The organism is Paenibacillus sp. P4_A9 (assembly GCF_056402415.1).
Genome location: NZ_JBFUHL010000035.1, coordinates 23,462 through 40,439 on the forward strand (window position 1 = coordinate 23,462; position 16,978 = coordinate 40,439).

Below are 16,978 nucleotides of genomic sequence, written 5' to 3' on the forward strand. Positions count from 1 at the left end.
AATAAGCGAATAAAAAAGCTTTCAAGGTACTTTCGTACCCCGAAAGCTTATTCTTGAACTGCTCTTTTGAAACGATACTCTTTGGGTGTTGTACCAAATTTCTTCTTAAAGAGCTTAAAGAAATAACTTTCATTATTATAACCGACCATTTCCATGATGCGAGTAATGCTGTAATCTTTGGTCTCAAGCAGAATGAGTGCCTTCCGCAAACGAACATCATTGATGTATTCGCTAATGGAAAGGGATTCATAAATTTTAAATTGTTTGCTTACATGAGCGGAGGATAACTTCATTGCAGAAGCGAGGCTTTGAAGGCTTAAATTCAAATCCTCATACTGTTCTTCAATCATTTCTTTAATGGTATCGATCAATATTTGATTCGACTGTTCCTTAACATCCTGTAAACGCTGATTCTGAATTTCTTGAAAGATCTCTTGAAAAACTGCAAAAGTTGGTTCTAGCGTCTCTAGCTTCAGTACTTGCTGAAATTGCCTTTTAAAGTCCAAATTCACTTGTCTGACGGTTCGACTATTCATTTCCCTCACCGCGTTAGCGACGAGAGCAAGTAGATGTAAGATTGAATACATGACATTGTTATAATGCATGCCTCTAAATTGTAAGAATAATAGTTCCAATTGTTCCTTGTAATCCTTTTCTTGTCCAGACATAATGGCTTCCGTAATTTTCTTCTCTGCTTCACTTGAAAATTGAAAATTAATATTTTCCCCATTATTATGTACCAGTTCTGGCGTAATGATACTGCTCTTTCCGAAAATCAAACGATACGATGAGTTTTCCAAAACTTGACCATATTGCTGTGAAATCTGCTGGTATTGATCCACCTGATCTCCAATAGAAATCGTAAGGGAAATCCGGTAATACTGAAAAAGGGTTTCCTGAAGATCACTGAGCAACTTCTGTAAATCTACTTGTCCTTCGTATTGATGTTGTTGTGTACCGATGAGTAATACAAAATGGTCATTTCGCATGGATACTACTTCACATCTGAAGCTCTTGGAAACAAGCTCCTTGGTAATATTGGAAATTGCAAATTTATAGAGCCTCTTTTCGGAATCGCTCTTCCAATCGAATTCGTGAAAATCATCGATAAGGAGCACGCAAGCTCGGAGCTGTTGCTGCAAATCAATGTCCCATTCCACCTGCTTCAATTCCTCCAAAGTGGGCAAGCTCGCATCTGATATTAATCTCCGTAAAGCGAAGGTTTTAAGCGCATCTTTGTTGGTATTCTCTTCGTTTTCGAACTTCACTAGTTTGTGCATGGCATCTTGAAACTCGTTCGAAATGAATTTCAATTCATCCAAATCGGTTCGGGTTTCTGTTGGGTTACGTCGGTTATCAGAAATTTGCGTCAGCAGATTTCCAATCGGACGATACAACCGATAAGCGACGATTAATGAAAATAAGATGGATAAGATTAAGAATCCGACGATAATCGCCAGAGAAATCGTACGCATATTGCTCAACTTTCCAAGAACGACGCTATATGGCTGAACGCTTGCAATGATCCAGTTGTTTTTGCTTGAYGAAATGAAGCTTAGAATAGATTTATCAGCTCCTATTCCTTGCACAGAATAGTCTTGTGTAACGCCAGTTTTAACTTTTTCCCGAATCACCTGCTCGAAGGCTGCAGAGGAAGTATGAATACCCGTTGGCTGTGTCATCAACGGTATTCCCTCCATATCCGTAATAAAGATAGCACCTCGCTGCTCAACCGAAAGTTTGTTGATACTATCAATATTATCAAACAGCCAAGACTGATTAACCGTCAAAATTAGCTTACTCCCTGACATACTGTCATAAAGAAACATGGCGAAAATTGGTGTTGCAGCTTTATCTTTAGCAATCGGAATAAAAGTAAGCTTTGGAATGATTGTCTGTGAATGTACATAGGTATCGATCAAGCCATTCATACCATCATCTTGACAATTCAGACTGCTCACGGTGGAATAGTAACACCCGGTTTTGGCGTTATAGATCGTTATACTTTGCAGAAACGATGAATTTGAAACCGTTTTCCAAAGTCTGTTCAGTTTATCAGCCAGCTCACCCTTGTCCATAACAGCGATATTCGACAAATAGATAACGTCCGGGTCAAAGTACGTTGAGACGGCTAAATTTTTAACTGTTTCATTCATATAGTCAATATTATATTTGATTTGCGTCAATACCTTTAAATCTGCTTGCTGCTGCATTTGAAGCATCGTTTTATCCGAATTGTAATAGATGAGAGTTGTGCTTACCGATAAAAACACGACCATCAGCGCGGTAATTGATAGGAGTAGCTGAATCAAATATTTTCTTGATTTATACATGCGTAGTATATTCAATGTGTGCCCTCCTGATTAGCATGGATCAAAATCTACAAGTTCGTATATGGCTATAACCACGCCAAGACAGACCCTTCTTTAAGACTATACTTGGAAGGAGCGATTATTTCAATTCATTTTAGAAAAAGATAAATTATCGATTCCCCAGGCAATACCTAATAGTCCAAACAGAACTCCTCCAAAAATACTTGCGATTACAGACAGCATGATGGGGTTTTTACGCTGATCGACAGACGGGAACACGAGTCACATGAAAAATAGCAGGGATACCGCTTTCGAAACTGTAAATGGTCATAGTTGCTCTCCATCCGTATAAGTAAAATATTCGAAGTCTGCATATGTTTTTCTATACAGCATATCGTTACAACACATACCCACCATTGTTCCAGTATAAGCGCCTTGTACGCAATACGTGTTCAAGCGTGAGTACATCCAAAACTCTTTTACATTGATAATTGCACGTAACTCGTAAATAACAAAGATCATCCGTATCATAGATATAAATCAATCCCGCCAATTGTCTCTCATTGGTCGCGCCTGGAAACCATTCAAAGGTAGATGTGGCTGATTACGGGCCCGAGTCCAGGCTACTGATCCTACTTTACTTAAAGCACCATAGGCTGTAAATCTGCAATAATTTAATAAGCATGCAATTTTCAATTTCGTTAAATCACCGTTCATACGAGTCTTAAAATTCTTTCATTTATTGAAGGTATTCATTTTTCATMTTTAATCTCCAATTTTTTAATTCATGAATCTACGATGGTACGGGAGAAATACACGAAAAATGAACAAAGGAGATAAGCAACTTTCATGTGCTTATCTCCTTTGATTTCCAAAAAAATTCTCTCCTAGTGCCTCCAGATTGTCTAGCAGTCGTTAGCCATCAAACCCGACGTCGATACGCGCAGATCAGCCTTATGAAGATGCGTAACTTGGCCAAGGCCAATGCAACGTGGAACGGCCCACTGCTTACTTCTTTCCTCGAATAGAATGGTCGTAATTGAGCTTGGCGCGAGCCAGAAACTGGACCAGACAAGCGGAAATGGAAGCTCTAACAAATGTGACAACCATGTAAGTCCGAAGCCCATGTGACAAAATACGGCGATCGTCTCCTTACTCGATGCGTCGATCCGGTAGCGTCCATCTTCCCTTGTATAGCCATGCCGCTGTATAAAATCGTCGGAATCCGTTTTAATTGTATTGTAAAGATTAACATAATCCTTGTATGGCGCTTGCCCTGGCCAAAATCCGTGATCGGGATAGGGCTGGCTGGCACGCACCTTTTCGCCGGGGATGTTCCACGCCGCTTTAAGATCTCCTTGTTCGTCAGGAGCCTGCCAGCTCAATTCGCTGGTCCATGTCTCGATGACAGGCTCAATGCCAAGCAAATCAGCCGTATATTGCATGGTATGGACAGCACGGTTAATCGGCGAAGAGTAGATGCGATCGATGCCCGCATGCTGTAAAAAATCTGCAAGTGCCTGAGCTTCCAAATGCCCAGCCGCCGTAATCGTATTATTGGGATAATCGGGCTCAGCATGACGAATTAAATAAATTTTCATTGATTTTCTCCTCGTAACGAAATGACATAATTAAGTAAATCATATCGCACTTTAGCTAAACAGGAAATATCACGAAGTAGTCTATTTTTGGTATTTCGTAGTCTATTCGATATATTAGGAGACGAATTAGGACATGCAGGAAACACCAGTGGAATTTTCCGATCTCATTCCCGTGGCCCAAGACATTTCAAAAAACACTGCCTTTTATAGAGGCAATGTTTCTTGAAATCCACGGAATAATCAGTGTTAATCATTACAAATTATTCCTAATCTTGCTCTAATTGCGTCTTGAAGGACTTCGTGGTCAGCCCAGGCAGCTTGAGTATGATGTCCACCTTAGGGTTAATTTCGATTTGGCTGAATTCCTTCTGCCAATTAGGGCTAAGCTGTTTCCATTCTTTCGGGTACTTTCGATGGATGAGATCGGCGAAGCCTATCACATCCGTCTTAAGCTCCTTGACAGCTTGCCATGATTCCTTGATTGTTTCCGAGACTTCGTTCTCCAGCTGCTTCTCCATCTCGTGCTCTATGTCCATCGTATTAAAGTCGACCTGGCAATTTGTCTCCAGAAGCACTCCTTTCCCTTTTACCTCGATATCTATCACGTAATGGCCTCCTGCCTTGTGCGGAGTTAGATGAGTTTGACTGCGAGTCATCCGAAATGTCGAGTCCTTCTCACGCGATGTCTCTGTGCAGGAAAAGGGGATTGTCGTTTTATGCACCTCGTTGCGTATGAAGCTTACTCCTAACGCTTTGTTGTTGGGTAACCAACCTACAAGCTTGTCTTGACTCAGTACGGCTAATCTTCTGAGTTTAAGCCTAGAGCTGAGCTTTGACTTGCTCAAGTCGTCCCGATTTGTCACGGGTGGCGATTCGGAGATGAGGATCTCTGGCAGAATTGCGCTTTTGGCGGTCCCCAGCAGCGATAACCCAAGCTTGTACATGTTGATATTAGGGAGAACAGACATTTCCTTTTCTTCACCTGAAATCATGTCTTCGATGGCTTCGCCTGGTAATATCTCAAGCTGCATTAACTGATACAATATCCTCTTGGCTTCCCCAGCGGCAATAAGCACACTTACCGTCTCACGAGAATCAAGATTTCGGAAGTAAACATCAATGAGCTGCGATAGACCCTGCTTTGCTGCCGCTTCACTGACAACAATTGTCCGCGTATGCGAAAAGTACAACTGCCTTGTACTTCCAAGCCGGCTTTGCCAAACTGCTTCGCGAATCGTTTTACCTTGCGTCGTAAAGACGTTAATCGGCAACTTCCCCTCCCCGCCTGGCGCAGATTTAGAAATTGCCACTGGATTGACCACTTGATAGGTGACATTCCACATGTCGTCTTTATAATCTATCGCCGTTGCCGCCGTAAAAGATAACCGATCTAACTCCCTACTATCCCAGCAGCCCGTTAACAGAAGACAAGAGACCATCATGCACAAGATTAATCGCAATACGCATAATTGACTAAGAACGAATTTCAATTCCTTCTCTCTCCTATCCATTCGACTCTGGCATCGGGTCTTGCTCGTGGCCTGGCGTTGGCGGTACCTTTGGACCCTGATTGCTAGCTTGCCTTATCCGATTATCGCCGGAGGACACATCGAGTGGCCTCTTCTTCATGGACCAACGAGGCAAACGAAGGAATACGTCCTTCCAGTCTGACCAGGTAAACGGCGAGAAAGGCGTTAGATATGCGATACCGAACGATCGCAAACTCGCCAAGTGAACAAGAATTATCGTCAATCCGCACAGAATGCCGAACAGTCCGAGCGTAGCGGCGAGTATCATCATAACGAAGCGAATCAATCTTGCGGCGTTTCCCATTTCAATCGCCGGGATAACGAAGTTGGTGATCGCTGTGAAGGATACGACAATGACCAAGGCTGCAGATACGATGCCTGCTTGCACGGCCGCCTGCCCGAGAACAAGCGCACCGACGATTGAGATCGCAGGACCAATTGCCCGCGGCATCCGAACACCCGCTTCTCGAAGCAACTCGAACGTAACTTCCATTAGCAGCGCTTCAACGATCGCCGGGAATGGTACGCCTTCGCGTTGTGCGGCCAAGCTGATCATGAGAATCGAAGGAAGCATCTCCTGATGTACTGTCGTCAACGCTATGAATAGTGATGGAAGTATCATCGAGATGAAGAATGCTAAATAGCGGAGGATTCGCAGGAATGTCGCGATATCAAACTGCTGATAATAATCTTCACTCGATTGGAAGAAGCGGTTGAACGTAACCGGAGCAATCAGAACGAACGGGGATCCATCCACGACAACTACGAACTGTCCTTCAAGTAGACTCGCTGAAGCAGCATCGGGTCGCTCTGTGTTTAGAATCGTTGGGAACGGTGTAAAGGTAGCGTCTTGAATATATTCTTCAATATACTCGCTGTCCAGAATACTGTCCGTATCGATACGATCTATCCGGGTCATTACTTCTTTCACTACGCCGTCTTTAGCTATACCTTTCAAATACAAGACCGCGATTCGCGTCTTCGTTTGCCGGCCAATTTGCCGAAATTCAATTCTTAGCAGCGGGGATTTTATTCGGCGTCGAATCAGTGATAGGTTCGTGTCGATGTTTTCCGTAAAACAATCCTTCGGGCCGCGGATAACAGTCTGTGAGGACGGCTCCTCTACAGGCCGCTTCTCTCCTCCAGCCGAACTAGCTGATATGGCTACCTGGTAGCCTTGAAGAAATATAACCGTGTTACCATCCAGAAGCTGTGTAATAGCTTCGTCTAGCGTCTGAACATCTTTAATCCTGCCTACGGATATTGCTTTATTCTTCAGCAATTCCATCCAGTCCGATTGGCTCAAGTTTGAATTCGCTCCAATTTCGGAGAGTATTGGCTGGACGATCATATGGTTGACCGTCTGTTGGTCTACCATATGATCGATATAGATTATTACCCCCTCCATTCTGGATGCCGTGTCTATGAATGTTCGTACGACGACATCCGAACTATTACCGAGTTCGTTATTGAGCCACTCCACGTTGGACGTCAAATTCACAGATATCGGTTGCTTCGTCTCCGCCTTAGGCGTGTTCACAACCGTCTGACCTTGGTTCGGAGCTTCCTTACGATTATTCGCACTTTGGCCAGCTTTGTTCGTCTTTTTTCGTTTCGAGAGTATTCTCATCCTCATATCCTCACCAGTTTGGTATCGTTAAGATTGCTTATGCCCATTTTCCCGTAAGCGGCTCCGGATTAACATCACGATAAGTAGTAAAACGGGCAAATAGATTTGAAAGATGGGAAAATGGTATTTTAAGTTCATGATTCCAATTCGCATATGTTGAATGTAGCTTCGGAATAAGAGCGAACCGATGAACAGTACAACGCCAATGGTAATCACTATGTACCGTTTGTCCACTTTAAGGAGATGCTTTCCGACAAATGCTGCGCCTAAGTAGTAGGCCGTTAATTTGATGAAGACGAGAAAGTACAATAACGCCATAACAATCGGATCAAACCGTTCGAGGAATGAAGCGAAATGCACTAGACTCATCATCTGAATAAAGGGAACTACGCTCATCTGTGAAATCGGGCCTAAGACAGTCACAATGATAAAGTTGAACAGTGCCATGAATATACCTGAGCTTGCATAGCAACAGACGGTTTTTCGGAACACCTTATTTTGTGGCGTGACGAATTTCCAGAACATTAGGAACAGCACCATCTCTCCAAAAGGGAACGATACCAACTCGGGAAAGGAAGCGTCTATGACTTTCTTCCATCCATTATCCAGAATGGGCTCAATTCGGTGAAGATCAATTAGATTATTGTTATAGATTAAAATAATAAATACGCCGAGTACCAAAATGATAATTGGAAGGATAATCTGAGTAATTCTCCCGAACACTTCGATGCCATGCCAGACTGTATAACCCGCGATGAGAACTATACAGCCAATCAAGACATATAGCGGTGTATTCGGTAGCAAATACAGGTTTATTAGATCCCCTAACTCCCTAATGTTTCTAACCGACTGGTAAGAGAAATATACGAAATACGCAATCGCGATTAAATAACCTATATATTTACCGACGTATGCGTTGCAAATTTCAATAAGATCTTTGTCGGGTTCAAGGCGGTGAATATGAAAAGTGAGTAATAAGAGCAATAATCCGACTACCATGGCTATTAATATCGCGATCCATGAATCCGTTCCAGCCTCCTTGCCGAGTAGGAACAATGGCGAGCTTCCTACCTGAATCATAATAATAAGCGTCACAAGCTGTGAATGACTGACTTTCTCCATCGTCCCCACCTCTATTGGAAAGAAATAACAACCCTGCTTACTTTGACCACATTGGCCACATTTCATGCACGATGCAGCTACAGATCCGCCCTTTTATTCTTTTTGCTAGCTTTGTTCAGGGTTTTATTTCATAATTTTTGAGAAAAAAGTGATTGTAACTTGTTTTGTCGTTTTTATTGCACTAATTTTATGTTCGTTTCTGCGCAAAAAAACACGATGCCATATTGGCTCGTGTTAAAATTTCCAAATATTTCGTATGATTTCCTTAGGAAAGAATGTTTTTCCAATTCCGATGTAACCATCAACAAACAAGCAATTAGCTGTTATCCAACCATTCATCTCCTAAAAGTAAAATGTTCTATTTAATGGGGAAAATAATGTTAACGCTTGTACCTATACCTTGCTCACTTTCTATATACATAGTACCTTTATGCGCTTCTATAATGTTGTAACACACCATTAATCCCAAGCCTGTCCCCTTCTCCTTAGTGGTAAAGAAAGGTTGACCAAGCTTAACAATCTGTTCTTCGGGAATACCATCCCCCTGATCGATGAAACGAATTAAAACTTTTTCACTACTTACTTTACTCTGAATAATTAAATTCCCTCCGTTAGGCATTGCTTCAATTGCATTTCTCATAATGTTAATAAATACCTGTTTTAGTTGATTCTCATCACAGAAGACTAGAGGAATGTTTTCTTCAAGTTCATAAATTAATTGTACATTGTTAAAAATTGCTTGTGCTTCTAAAAGAAAGATTACGTTATCCATTAGTATTTTTAAATTATTTTGTTGCATATTTGAAATCTGAGGTTTTGACAGCAACATGAACTCATTTACAATTAAGTTTATGCGATCCAGTTCCTCCAGCATGATTGTAAAATAGGGGTCACTATACTTACTTTTTAGTAATTGTGTAAATCCTTTAAGAGTAGTTAATGGATTACGTATTTCATGGGCAACTCCTGCAGCTAATTGTCCAATAGTAGTAAGTTTGTCTGTTCTTTCTAAAAATTCTTCATTTCTTTTCCTAGCAGAGGTATCTCTTATCACACTTTGTATAACTGCCCTCCCCAAGAAATTAAACGCCTCAACACTAGAAATTTCGGTTTCAATGTTTTCTCCATCGATACGAATTAATTCAATAGGTATGAATTCAAGGTAGTTATCTTCATCTCCTACTTCGAGAAGACGACGTCTTACTATTGCATGGTAATCAAATTGAATAAAGTCAAAAATAGATCTTCCGATCATTTCCTCTTGAGAATTCGCACCAATCAATTTTATAGCTGCTCTATTTAAGAAGATAAGAATTCCCTCGCTATGTACAATTATTGGTTCTGGAGAGATCTCAACCATGCGTCGATAACGGTGTTCACTAACATGCAGCATAGATTGTTTCGCAGTAAAATTGAGACTCCTTCTAATATGCTGGTTTCGATGTCTAGGATTGATTCTCATAGCTCATTTCCTTTTTAATCATTCATTTTTAGTAATTAGAGGTCAAAAGGTAGCATAGATACTACATTATTATATAATAAATTTATGTTTGCTGTTAGTATTAAACCCATTATCCTAGCATAATGAGGCTGCCACTCGTTTTCGCAGCGGCAGCCTCATTTTGTAGTTTATTGGAGTAATGTTCTTCTTTCAATAGTTGTAAATATTATACATTAATTGCGCCGCTTCCGCCCTTACACAATCCACTTTCTAACCATGCCCGCCATCTCCTCCAGCTGTTGAACCTCCAACCGGTGATTGGGCTTGAGCAGGCCTGCGTCCTTCACCCTGCTGTGAATCGTAAGCGGAATGCCCTCCAAGCTGAGATGATACTTAGCGTTCACAGGATAATACTGCAACTCAATCAGCGAGGCTGAGCCAAGGAAGCTTTGCAACGCATTAGCCTGCCCCGGGTCCTTCTCATAGATGCCGAACAGCTTGGCGTACAGATCGGGATGAAAGTTAGCCATGACGCCGCTGAATCCGGCCGCTCCAAGTTGCAGCGATTCGAGCAGCGTCGTCGCGTTCGCATTGAAGACCTTCAGGCGTGTTCCACGGACGGCTTCGATCTTCACGCGCAGCTGATCGACATTGCAGCACGTGTCCTTCAGGAAGTAGAAGCGCCCAGTGTCAGCGCACCACTTCAACAGCTCTGGCGACAGCAGCCGCTTGTACGGATAGGGACACTCGTACACGCCGAACGCCACATCCGGAACACGGCTGAGCAGAACTTCCGCATTCCTGCGCCACACCTCGTCGTCTTCATGCTCGGCTGCCAGCCGATTGCTGACCAACACGAACGCATCAACCCCGGTGGAGGAGATCCGCTGGATCTCCTCAATTTGCTCCTCCATGCTGTCCGATATATGTCCCGAGGCAATGACAGGGACACGGCCAGCCGCATGCGCCTTCACAAAGCGTGCCAGCTCCACCCTCTCCTCCAGCGACAGCGCGAACATCTCGCTCGATTGGCACACGGCGAACAAACCGTGAACGCCGTTCGCAATATACCAATCAATCATACTTGCAAGTCCGTTATAATCGATTTCATTATCGGTAGTAAAGGGGGTGACCATTGTAGGCCATACGCCATCTGGAACAGGATGCAGTAAGTTCAATGTGGTGTCTCTTCCTTTCGTCCGTATTATTTGGCCTCATCGTAACGCTTCATGGCTGCGTCATAGATGCTGTTGATTTGATCTATGCCCATCTTCTTCGCTTGATCAGCAAAGGCGTTCCATTCGGTCATCGGCTTGCGGCCCAAAATGAAAGAGATCACATTCTCGTCGACGAACGTCTGCAGTGGTGTCAAGACTGCTGCCAGTGTCTTGTTCTCATCTGGCGTGAACACAAGCACAGGGGCAGCCTTCTCTACGAACCCGGCGTCGTAGTACTTCTTCTCATCGGCCTTAATCTGCTTGTCGAATTCAGGCTTCGTGTTCGTCGGCGGGAACAAGGACGGGTATCGGTTGTTCTGAATCCCGTAAGTGGTGTACTTGTTCTTCTCTTCGTCCGGAAGCTGATCGTTGTTGCCGTATAGCTTGACTTTCCAGCGGAACTCACCGTTAACCTTCTCCCAAGTAACGCCTTCCTTACCGTTGTTAATTACGCTAGCGCCTTCGTCGGTGTACAAGTAGTCGATATAACGGAGTGCAGCGTCCAAATTTTTGCTATTCTTGTTTATGACCTTAACCGTTGAGTTGCTGTCGATCGCGCTCTTCAGCACAACCTTTGACTGTTTACCGTTCACCACAGGCAAAGACCAAGGTCTCCAGCGAGCGGTATCGGCCACCTTCAGCTTAGTGAAGTCGACTTCGATGTTCGTCAGGCCAAGTGTCATGGTTGACGGGAAGAAACCAGCCTTGCCGCTTGCGATCAGGTTGTAAGCTACTTCGCCGTCCTGGGTGGCAAAATCTGGATGAACTAGACCGCCCTTGTAAGCCTTCGCCATGAATTCCACCATGGACTTGTAGTTCTCCTCAAGCGGTCCGAAGCTCCACTTCTTATCGTTGTAGTTGTACCACATGCCGCCTGACGTTCCGAACACCGGAGGCATGACGCTGTTCATGTTCTTAACGCCGCCACGGAATACAATCGGAGGCACGCCAAGCTCTTTCTTAAGCGCTTCCATCGCGCGGTAATAATCATCTACTGTTTTCAACCCCATAGGATCGATCCCGTTCTTGAGCAGCAAGTCCGTCCGCCCTTGCGGGACGTTGCCTAGCAGCACTTCCTGATTAATGCTTGGAAAATGATACAGATGGCCGTCTGTCGCATAACTGATTTTGCGAATTTCAGGATATTTATCGATATATTTTTTCAAATTAGGTAATTTGTCGAAATATTGATCCAACGCTACGAACAATTTGGCGCCATATTGCTTCGAGACGATGTTGGCGACATTCGGAATGCTAAGAATATCAGGCATGTCGCCGCTTGCGATGGTGAGGTTGATTTTCTCGGCGAACTGTGCGGATGGCACTGGAATCGGCGTAATATGTACATTGGCGGCTGCGGCCGTCTCTTTGATGACGTGCAGCTGATCATCGAGCTTGTTGACGCCCGTATCAGCAAACAACATCTTCAATTCAGCTGGAGGCCCAGAAGGGCTTGAGCTTGGAGCTGCCGTAGATCCCTTCGTGGCTTCGGGCAATTTCGTCGGTTCTTCGGAACCACTGCTGCAGCCTGCCAGCAAACCTCCGAACATAGCGAGTGCTGTAATGAGTACGCCTACCTTTCGAGCTTTCATTTTCAACCAACCTCCCATTTTTTGTTTTGCTATGTGCAGGAGTAGCCGGACCCAAGGAATGTCCATCTATGTTGTAGATTCTTGCTGCGAGCCGGGATCCGGTAATCTCGGGCAACCTGAAATTCATGTTTAGCCTTTGACGGAACCTACGAGCATGCCTTGAATAAAGTATTTCTGGACAAAGGGGTAAATCAGCACGATAGGTCCGATCGTAATGACCATGGCAGCATTTTTAAGCGTCTCTAGAAACCCGGCTTCCTTGAACTCTTCCGCCATCGCGCCGCCGGCATTAATAACCGCGTTGCCTCCTTCCCCCCCTGTCAACAAGCGTCTAAGAATAATTTGCAATGGGTAAAGCTTAGGATCCTGCAAAAAAATTAACGGAGCGAAGAAGCTGTTCCACATGCCAACCATACTGAACAAGCCGACCGTAGCAAGCATAGGTTTTATTAACGGCATTACAATCTGCGCATAGATTCGGAACTCGCCAGCCCCGTCAATATGAGCCGATTCGCGCAATCCGTCCGGCAGCGTCTCCATCATCGTGCGGAGCAGAATGATATACCAGGCGGAGAAGCAGGCCGGCAGCACGAACGCCCAGAACGTGTTGTACAGGTTCAGCCACTTGATCACCAAGAACATCGGGATAAGGCCGCCGCTTACGAACATAGGGATGACGAACAGAATGACGAACAGCTTCTTGAAGGAGAAGGTATGTACTGACAACGTATAAGCTGCCATAGATGAGATGAGCAAGGTCATAACGACCGTCAATGCACAATACAGAATCGTGTTGCCGTAGGATCGAATCACATCGTTGGAATGCAACAACGCCTGATAGGCGTTCAACCGAGCGTCCTTGGGGAATAGCGTAATCTCACCGAGCGCAACATGCGAGGGCATGCTGAATGAGATCGCAATCATATTAAGGAACGGGTATAAAATCGAACAGGCAAAGAGGACCATAACCGTCACGTTAACCGCATTGAACATTTTGGAGCGTTTGCTTACTTGGTGCTTCACTAGGTTCACTCCCTGCATGAATTTACCACAAGCTGGTGCTAGATAGACGCTTGCTCAAGTAGTTAGTCGTCACAATCAGAATGAGCGCAATCACGGAATTGAATAACCCAATAGCTGCCGCATAGCTGAAATCTCCCCCGACAATGCCTCGCCGGTATACATAAGTCTGCAGAACGTCAGCTGTCGAGTACGTCGCCGGACTGTACAGTAAGTACACCTTCTCGAATTCCACCCCGACCAGATGACCCACGGCAAATATTAACAAGATGATAATGGTTGGCCGGATTCCCGGCAGCGTTATGTGCCACATTTTCTGAAACCGGTTGGCCCCATCCATATCGACTGCTTCATATAAATCGGAGCTTATGCTGGACATCGCCGCCAAGTAAATGATCGAGTCCCATCCCGTCTGCTGCCAAACGGCCGAAGAAATGTACATCGGACGGAACCAAGACGGATCGACCAAGAAGTTAATGTTTGAGCCGCCGAGCCAGTGGATAAGGGCATTGATCGGTCCGTTCGAGCCGAACAGCGTTTGAATCAACCCAACCACCACGACCATCGACAAGAAGTGAGGCAAGTACGAGATGCTCTGGATCGTCCGCTTCACAATGCGGGATCGCAGCTCGTTCAGGAACAAGGCAAAGACGATCGGAAAGGCGAACGCCCACAGCAGCTTGTAGAAACTGAGCAGAATGGTATTGCGGATAATCCGTCCAAAGTAAGGATCATTGAAGAAGTTGATAAAGTGCTTGAAGCCCACCCAATCGCTATCGAAGAAACCAAAGACCGGATCATAGTCTTGGAAAGCAATAATGACGCCATAGATGGGAAAGTATGAAAACAGTAAGAATCCGATAACAGCAGGCATAATCATCAGGAGGAGCGACTTTTCCCGTCTCAATCGGGTAAGTAAGGACATCTTACGGCTTGTCTTCACTTCACTGGGCAGAACAACGGGATGGGCCATTATTGCATCCCGCCTTCCATCCATTGAGGATACGTCTGACGCACGAAGCTGCCGAATTTCTCGGTCGTTTCCCTGGATAATCCTTTATAGGGAGACAGCATACGCGTAGGAAACTCTGGATCAGTGATACAGTAGCGGGCTTTGTCAAACGCACCGTTGATATACCCAGGCCCCGCCAGTGCGTGTAGCTTCTTATCCATGGCGCGAAGCTCGCTTATCATTGGCATCACGGCTTGTATATTTTGGGCTTGGCCGGCTTCGTGAATAAGTCGAACATTGGCCAGGTTCGTTGCGCCGGAGGATACGAGCAGCCCGCACTCGCCCAACATGGACGCATATGCATATCCGAATTCGCCTAGGAAAAACTGGATCGGCGACGGCGTCTCGACGATATCGTGGATCGTCGCCAAATCGTGGGATGGGAATTTGGAAGCAACTAGATTCGGCACGAGCTCCGCTAGTTTGACGTACAAAGCCGGGCTTACGACTTTGTTCGATTTTGGCGTGTTGTAGTGCATGAACCTGCAATCCGGATATGGCTCGCACAGCTCTTGTACAAAGGATACAGTCTCATCGTCGGTGAGCGGGCTCCAACTGGGCAGAGCGAATTGGAAATCGCGGATCCCCATCGCGTAAGCGGTTGCAAGACGCTCTTGCAGCAACTGCATCGAGAGGCTGATCACACCTACCATAGGGTACAGCTCTGGCCCGCTCATCTCTTCACCGAAGGCCCGGACAATCGCTTCATACTGCTCTTGGTTGACAGCGAAGCCTTCTCCAGCTGTACCGAACAAGTAAATATGTGTCATGCCGTTCTCGATCAAGCGGCGGACTTGGCGGCGAAACCTCGGTTCGTCAAACTGATATTGTTCATCCCAGGGGATGCACGCTGTAGCGATGATTGTCGCAGGATACCGTTTCATGCTGGTCATAGCGTTCTCTCCTCTGTGCATAAATGATCACCTTGTCTTCACTACTGAAATTTTCGAGTTGAGAGTTGTAAAGGGATGATAATGCCGCAGACCTTTCAAATAGACTTCCGAATCCGCCAGCAGTTGCTGCCCATAGTCGGGAACGGTGGACATTCGAGCGGCTTGAAACGCATCCAGATAGGCTTTGACACTCGCGAGCAGCACTTCCGGCTCCGCCTTCTCTTGCTGCGCCTCATATCGGTTGCCCAGCATTAAATCCCATCCGCCGCCTAGCAGCGCAGCCCCTGCTTTAACGTAAGCCTGAATCCGCTCTGTAGACGCGCCTCCTGTATAGAACACCGGAAGCAGCTTGAATGTCGCTTCACTGTTGATCTGACCGATCCGTTCCGGGCTGACCGCACAAAATTTAACGAAGTGCGCTCCATATCGGATTGCCTCCGTTGCCTCCTTAATCGTCTCTACCCCCGGAATCATGATATGGGAGTTCGAGTAGCGAAGCAGCGCTTCGTTGCTGAAGCAGAACTGGGCTACGAATCCGTCGACGCCGCAAGCCACAAGCTCTTCCATCGTAGGATAGTCGTCGCGCTGTTGCCTGAGGTACTTGAGCAGCTTCGGCTCCTCCACCACACTGCCCGTTAATACCAGCAGCTTGGGGTATCGCAATTTGATTTGGCGAATCTCTTCCAGAACCCCTCTCCGCCTGCAAGTTATCTCAATAGCGCTTACTCCGGCCTTGACGCATGCATCCGCAAGATCCAGCGCGTTTAAGCGATCGCCAACCATGATCGGAAGCCAGCCTTGTCTATGAATTCGAATATATTTATCCTGAAGCTGCATACCAGGCACCTCCGCTTATCTTAGGTCATCATTTTAAGTAACCGGGATACTTCTCCTTCAATTCCTCGCTCCTTACTAGCACGAACAACTTCAAATGGTTGCGGATTGCCTGCTCCAGCAGATCCTTATCCTTCTCCCGGATAAGCTCATAGATGCTTTGATGCTGCTCGATAATGAGGTCCCAGCGCAGGTTGACCGATAGCAGGAGCTGGCGGAGCCGTTTGTAGTGCGTCTGCATCTGTTGGACGAGCAGCCAGGTGCGATGCTTGCCGCATTTCTCGAACAACGTTCGGTGAAATTCTTCGTCGAGCTCGATCAGCTTGTCGTAATTTTTCCGGTTGTTGTACGTTGTCTGTTTGATTATAATGGCATGTATGTCTTCTAGATCGTCTTCTGTGAAAATGTCGCAGGCCAGCTTACTAATCTCGACCTCCATCGTCTCCCTGACGAACCTCGCTTCTGCGATTTGCTGCAAATCGATGCGCGAGACGAAGGAGCCGCGCTGCGGATAGATCTCAATTAATTCTTCCTCCGACAGCTTCACGAACGCCTCCCGAATCGGGGTCCGGCTGACCTTGAGCAGCTCCGACACGTCATTCTCTGCGATGCTCGAGCCGGGCGGCAGCTTCAAGCTGATGATGTTAGTCCGCAAGGTTTCGTATACGTAATCTCTGGATGACATCTTTATGTTCCGTTCGAGAATTTCCAGCTTCAAGCGCTCACCTCATCATACTTGTATACATGTCATACTAGTGTTACTTGTTAGCCTAAT

14 protein-coding genes are annotated in these 16,978 nt (G+C 45.5%); all 14 read right to left on the reverse strand.

The genetic code is table 11. The features are described 5' to 3' along the window. Positions 1–47 precede the first annotated feature (47 nt). Positions 48–2,348 (reverse strand): helix-turn-helix domain-containing protein, encoded by a 2,301-nt coding sequence (locus AC1DVJ_RS20230; protein ID WP_477593026.1) that lies wholly within the window; start codon positions 2,346–2,348, stop codon positions 48–50. Between the two features lie 291 nt (positions 2,349–2,639). Then, positions 2,640–2,843 (reverse strand): beta-xylosidase family glycoside hydrolase, encoded by a 204-nt coding sequence (locus tag AC1DVJ_RS20235; protein WP_477593027.1) that lies wholly within the window; start codon positions 2,841–2,843, stop codon positions 2,640–2,642. 374 nt (positions 2,844–3,217) lie between these two features. Next, positions 3,218–3,913, reverse strand: a complete 696-nt coding sequence (locus AC1DVJ_RS20240) for a histidine phosphatase family protein (protein ID WP_477593028.1) — start codon at positions 3,911–3,913, stop codon at positions 3,218–3,220. Between the two features lie 266 nt (positions 3,914–4,179). After that, positions 4,180–5,403 (reverse strand): Ger(x)C family spore germination protein, encoded by a 1,224-nt coding sequence (locus AC1DVJ_RS20245; RefSeq protein WP_477593029.1) that lies wholly within the window; start codon positions 5,401–5,403, stop codon positions 4,180–4,182. A 13-nt stretch (positions 5,404–5,416) separates the two neighbouring features. Then, positions 5,417–7,072, reverse strand: a complete 1,656-nt coding sequence (locus tag AC1DVJ_RS20250) for a spore germination protein (protein WP_477593030.1) — start codon at positions 7,070–7,072, stop codon at positions 5,417–5,419. Between the two features lie 27 nt (positions 7,073–7,099). Then, complete coding sequence (locus tag AC1DVJ_RS20255; protein ID WP_477593031.1) at positions 7,100–8,194, reverse strand: GerAB/ArcD/ProY family transporter; 1,095 nt, start codon at positions 8,192–8,194, stop codon at positions 7,100–7,102. Positions 8,195–8,552: 358 nt separating this feature from the next. Continuing rightward, positions 8,553–9,587 (reverse strand): ATP-binding protein, encoded by a 1,035-nt coding sequence (locus AC1DVJ_RS20260; RefSeq protein ID WP_477593032.1) that lies wholly within the window; start codon positions 9,585–9,587, stop codon positions 8,553–8,555. Positions 9,588–9,889: 302 nt separating this feature from the next. Further along, a complete protein-coding gene (locus AC1DVJ_RS20265; RefSeq protein WP_477593033.1) occupies positions 9,890–10,813 on the reverse strand; it encodes a dihydrodipicolinate synthase family protein in 924 nt (307 codons plus the stop codon). A 26-nt stretch (positions 10,814–10,839) separates the two neighbouring features. Beyond that, positions 10,840–12,444, reverse strand: a complete 1,605-nt coding sequence (locus AC1DVJ_RS20270) for an extracellular solute-binding protein (protein ID WP_477593034.1) — start codon at positions 12,442–12,444, stop codon at positions 10,840–10,842. Between the two features lie 129 nt (positions 12,445–12,573). Further along, on the reverse strand, positions 12,574–13,467 hold the full coding sequence (locus AC1DVJ_RS20275; protein ID WP_477593035.1) for a carbohydrate ABC transporter permease: 894 nt from the start codon (positions 13,465–13,467) through the stop codon (positions 12,574–12,576). Positions 13,468–13,489: 22 nt separating this feature from the next. Next, positions 13,490–14,437, reverse strand: a complete 948-nt coding sequence (locus AC1DVJ_RS20280; RefSeq protein ID WP_477593036.1) for an ABC transporter permease — start codon at positions 14,435–14,437, stop codon at positions 13,490–13,492. Then, positions 14,437–15,369, reverse strand: coding sequence for a dihydrodipicolinate synthase family protein (locus AC1DVJ_RS20285; RefSeq protein WP_477593037.1), 933 nt, complete (start codon positions 15,367–15,369; stop codon positions 14,437–14,439). Before AC1DVJ_RS20285 ends, AC1DVJ_RS20280 begins: the two co-directional genes overlap by 1 nt. Before the next feature lie 27 nt (positions 15,370–15,396). Next, positions 15,397–16,206: a hypothetical protein gene (locus AC1DVJ_RS20290; protein ID WP_477593038.1), complete on the reverse strand. Its 810-nt coding sequence runs from the start codon at positions 16,204–16,206 to the stop codon at positions 15,397–15,399. A 28-nt stretch (positions 16,207–16,234) separates the two neighbouring features. Next, positions 16,235–16,888 carry a GntR family transcriptional regulator gene (locus AC1DVJ_RS20295; RefSeq protein ID WP_477593039.1) on the reverse strand — a complete coding sequence of 218 codons (654 nt, stop codon included), beginning with the start codon at positions 16,886–16,888 and terminating at the stop codon, positions 16,235–16,237. Positions 16,889–16,978 lie beyond the last annotated feature (90 nt).